This is a genomic window from Streptomyces sp. NPDC049687, from assembly GCF_044465285.1.
GTDB lineage: Bacteria > Actinomycetota > Actinomycetes > Streptomycetales > Streptomycetaceae > Streptomyces.
Genome location: NZ_JBITLN010000040.1, coordinates 1 through 2,511 on the forward strand (window position 1 = coordinate 1; position 2,511 = coordinate 2,511).

Below are 2,511 nucleotides of genomic sequence, written 5' to 3' on the forward strand. Positions count from 1 at the left end.
TCTCGTGACTGCGTGCCTTTTGAAGAATGAGCCTGCGAGTTTGCGGTGTGTTGCGAGGTTAACCCGGGTGGGGTAGCCGTAGCGAAAGCGAGTCCGAATAGGGCGTTTCAGTAGCACGCTCAAGACCCGAAGCGGAGTGATCTAGCCATGGGCAGGTTGAAGCGGAGGTAAGACTTCGTGGAGGACCGAACCCACCAGGGTTGAAAACCTGGGGGATGACCTGTGGTTAGGGGTGAAAGGCCAATCAAACTCCGTGATAGCTGGTTCTCCCCGAAATGCATTTAGGTGCAGCGTCGTGTGTTTCTTGCCGGAGGTAGAGCACTGGATAGGCGATGGGCCCTACCGGGTTACTGACCTTAGCCAAACTCCGAATGCCGGTAAGTGAGAGCGCGGCAGTGAGACTGTGGGGGATAAGCTCCATGGTCGAGAGGGAAACAGCCCAGAGCATCGACTAAGGCCCCTAAGCGTACGCTAAGTGGGAAAGGATGTGGAGTCGCACAGACAACCAGGAGGTTGGCTTAGAAGCAGCCACCCTTGAAAGAGTGCGTAATAGCTCACTGGTCTAGTGATTCCGCGCCGACAATGTAGCGGGGCTCAAGCGTACCGCCGAAGTCGTGTCATTGCAGCTATAGCCCCAACGGGTGCTGTGATGGGTAGGGGAGCGTCGTGTGCCGGGTGAAGCAGCACCGGAAGGTAGTTGTGGACGGTTCACGAGTGAGAATGCAGGCATGAGTAGCGATACAAACGTGAGAAACGTTTGCGCCGATTGACTAAGGGTTCCTGGGTCAAGCTGATCTGCCCAGGGTAAGTCGGGACCTAAGGCGAGGCCGACAGGCGTAGTCGATGGATAACCGGTTGATATTCCGGTACCCGCTGTGAAGCGTCAAACATCGAACCCATTAATGCTAAGGCCGTGAAGCCGCCCCGGAGCCTTCGGGCAAAGGGGAGTGGTGGAGCCGCTGACCCAAGGTGGTAGTAGGTGAGTGATGGGGTGACGCAGGAAGGTAGTCCAGCCCGGGCGGTGGTTGTCCCGGGGTAAGGGTGTAGGACGTCGGGTAGGTAAATCCGCCTGGCAATAGTCTGAGACCTGATGCCGAGCCGATTGTGGTGAAGTGGATGATCCTATGCTGTCGAGAAAAGCCTCTAGCGAGTTTCATGGCGGCCCGTACCCTAAACCGACTCAGGTGGTCAGGTAGAGAATACCGAGGCGTTCGGGTGAACTATGGTTAAGGAACTCGGCAAAATGCCCCCGTAACTTCGGGAGAAGGGGGGCCACGCTTGGTGAGAGGACTTGCTCCTCGAGCTGGGGGTGGCCGCAGAGACCAGCGAGAAGCGACTGTTTACTAAAAACACAGGTCCGTGCGAAGCCGTAAGGCGATGTATACGGACTGACGCCTGCCCGGTGCTGGAACGTTAAGGGGACCGGTTAGCTCACTTTCGGGTGGGCGAAGCTGAGAACTTAAGCGCCAGTAAACGGCGGTGGTAACTATAACCATCCTAAGGTAGCGAAATTCCTTGTCGGGTAAGTTCCGACCTGCACGAATGGCGTAACGACTTCTCGACTGTCTCAACCATAGGCCCGGTGAAATTGCACTACGAGTAAAGATGCTCGTTTCGCGCAGCAGGACGGAAAGACCCCGGGACCTTTACTACAGTTTGATATTGGTGTTCGGTTCGGCTTGTGTAGGATAGGTGGGAGACTGTGAAGCTTGGACGCCAGTTCAGGTGGAGTCGTCGTTGAAATACCACTCTGGTCGTGCTGGATGTCTAACCTGGGTCCGTGATCCGGATCAGGGACAGTGTCTGATGGGTAGTTTAACTGGGGCGGTTGCCTCCTAAAGGGTAACGGAGGCGCCCAAAGGTTCCCTCAGCCTGGTTGGCAATCAGGTGTTGAGTGTAAGTGCACAAGGGAGCTTGACTGTGAGACCGACGGGTCGAGCAGGGACGAAAGTCGGGACTAGTGATCCGGCGGTGGCTTGTGGAAGCGCCGTCGCTCAACGGATAAAAGGTACCCCGGGGATAACAGGCTGATCTTCCCCAAGAGTCCATATCGACGGGATGGTTTGGCACCTCGATGTCGGCTCGTCGCATCCTGGGGCTGGAGTCGGTCCCAAGGGTTGGGCTGTTCGCCCATTAAAGCGGTACGCGAGCTGGGTTTAGAACGTCGTGAGACAGTTCGGTCCCTATCCGCTGTGCGCGTAGGAGTCTTGAGAAGGGCTGTCCCTAGTACGAGAGGACCGGGACGGACGAACCTCTGGTGTGCCAGTTGTTCTGCCAAGGGCATGGCTGGTTGGCTACGTTCGGGAGGGATAACCGCTGAAAGCATCTAAGCGGGAAGCCTGCTTCGAGATGAGGACTCCCACCCACTTGATGGGGTAAGGCTCCCAGTAGACGACTGGGTTGATAGGCCGGATCTGGAAGCACGGTAACGTGTGGAGGTGACCGGTACTAATAGGCCGAGGGCTTGTCCTCAGTTGCTCGCGTCCACTGTGTTAGTTCTGAGGCAACGAC

General features: G+C 56.8%; 1 rRNA gene. It reads left to right on the plus strand.

From position 1 onward, the window contains the following. Positions 1 to 2,472, plus strand: a 23S ribosomal RNA gene (locus ACIBVL_RS43185); the annotation flags it as partial. Positions 2,473 to 2,511: the final 39 nt, after the last annotated feature.